The organism is Microcystis sp. M53602_WE12 (assembly GCF_030065455.1).
Classification (GTDB): domain Bacteria; phylum Cyanobacteriota; class Cyanobacteriia; order Cyanobacteriales; family Microcystaceae; genus Microcystis; species Microcystis aeruginosa.
The window spans coordinates 1-1,691 of record NZ_JASJFB010000494.1 but is presented as its reverse complement, the minus strand read 5'-3'; the positions used below and the strand labels follow the sequence as shown (position 1 = coordinate 1,691).

3 protein-coding genes are annotated in these 1,691 nt (G+C 47.7%); 2 read left to right on the top strand and 1 reads right to left on the bottom strand.

The features are described 5' to 3' along the window. Positions 1 to 186: 186 nt before the first annotated feature. Positions 187 to 879: a response regulator transcription factor gene (locus PX482_RS16405; RefSeq protein WP_002758477.1), complete on the top strand. Its 693-nt coding sequence runs from the start codon at positions 187 to 189 to the stop codon at positions 877 to 879. Between the two features lie 170 nt (positions 880 to 1,049). Next, the gene (locus tag PX482_RS16400; RefSeq protein WP_288026047.1) at positions 1,050 to 1,352 is read left to right on the top strand and encodes a hypothetical protein; all 303 of its coding nucleotides are present in this window, start codon (positions 1,050 to 1,052) and stop codon (positions 1,350 to 1,352) included. 54 nt (positions 1,353 to 1,406) lie between these two features. Here the strand turns inward: PX482_RS16400 and PX482_RS16395 are convergent, their stop codons facing one another. Further along, a complete protein-coding gene (locus tag PX482_RS16395; protein WP_288026045.1) occupies positions 1,407 to 1,556 on the bottom strand; it encodes an ATP-binding protein in 150 nt (49 codons plus the stop codon). Positions 1,557 to 1,691: the final 135 nt, after the last annotated feature.

Here is a 1,691-nt window from a genome sequence, read left to right as displayed (position 1 = left end):
GCAGCCAAGAATTTAAGGGAAGAAGGTATGAGAATACTGTCAACAAATACCGATGGACAGTCGGAATTTCAAGCTTGGGGAGAAACTGTAAGACTCGTTGGTACTTGTACCCAAAAGCGGGTTTCTGTGAATCAAGAATCCCCCGTCACAGCGTCAGCTTAACGGCGGGAGTGTCAACTCTAGACCATGCGAATTTTAGTAGTAGAAGATGATATGCAACTAGCCGAGATTTTGCGAGAGGCATTGAGCGAGCGACAATACGTTGTCGATGTGGCTAGAGACGGAGAAGAAGGCTGGAATTGGCTAGAATTAGGCAAATATGACCTTTTAGTTCTTGATGTCACCCTGCCCAAATTAAGCGGAACTTTACTCTGTCAACGTCTGCGACGAGCGGAATCCCATCATCCCGTCTCTGCTAATGCCACCGTTCCCGTCCTATTATTAACCGCAAGGGATACGGTAATCGATAAAATTGACGGATTAGACGCAGGGGCCGATGATTATGTCACTAAACCCTTCGATTTGGGCGAATTAATGGCGCGGATTCGGGCCTTGATCCGACGTGGCAGCAGTACCAGCAGTGTTTTATTATCTTGGGGGGGGTTGCAGTTAAATCCCAGTACCCACGAGGCCAGTTATAACGGTCAACTTCTTTCCCTCACCCCCAAGGAATTCGCTCTCTTAGAATTACTTGTTACCCATGGGCGCCGGGTCTTAAGTCGATCGGGTATTATTGAGCGAGTTTGGTCTTTGGACGATTCTCCGGCCGAGGAAACCGTTACTTCCCATATTCGCGGTCTTCGTCACAAGCTAAAATCCCTCGGTGCGCCGGAAGACTTTATTGAAACCGTTCACGGTCTCGGTTATCGTTTAAAGTAATATCTGCCTTGGGACAGTAGACAAAATCATTTCTGCACGAAATCTGCACGAAGTTTGCAGAGGGTTTCCATAATCACCCGTTAAATTAGAAAGTTAGACAGGTGCAGGGCTTCTAGACAATCAGATCGGTCAAACCTGTGACTCTCCTCTCCTAAAAGGGGCTGCTTGAAATGATTTATACGCGATTTGACTATCACGGCTGGCAGATTGAATTGATCCTAGAAATGCAGGGTTATTCTTTTCAATGTTGGCGAGTGGATGGCAGGGAAGGAATTAGCGATTGCCTAGTTTATGCCACCTCTGAACAAGCTTTAGCGGCTGCCCGACACCGGGCGGATCTAGAGTCCGCTTGTCTTGCCCTACTGCGATTTCTCAATGATATCGGCGGCCGGAATTATTATCTCAGCCGCGATGATCGCGATGCTCTTAGCCAGTCAATTTTAGAATACGCCCGTCTGGGTGGTGTTTCCTAATTTCTTCCCCGGAAGTTTTCCCCTGATTGAGAATCATTCTCGCTCCGATTTTTTTCAGGCCACTTTCGGCAATAAAATCGTGACAGTGGTTCCATTCCAGGGGATACTAGCGATTTCGATCGAGCTACCGTGTAGTTCCACGCATTTCTGCACTACCACCAAACCCAACCCTGTCCCGGCGATGTGACGGACATTTTTACCCACATTCCGCACCCTCAACTGTCACATAAGCTGTCCCCCTCCAGAGACTTGAGTAAAAATACTTATCTGGTGAAGGTTTTCTCGGTGGCCGTTAGGGGGAGCTTGAGACCCTAATTATGAAAAAATAGGAATTGTTGG

Coding starts and splice junctions, on each gene's coding strand:
- PX482_RS16405 (WP_002758477.1), top strand. CDS start 187: ATGCGAATTTTAGTAGTAGAAGATGATATGCAACTAGCCGAGATTTTG.
- PX482_RS16400 (WP_288026047.1), top strand. CDS start 1,050: ATGATTTATACGCGATTTGACTATCACGGCTGGCAGATTGAATTGATC.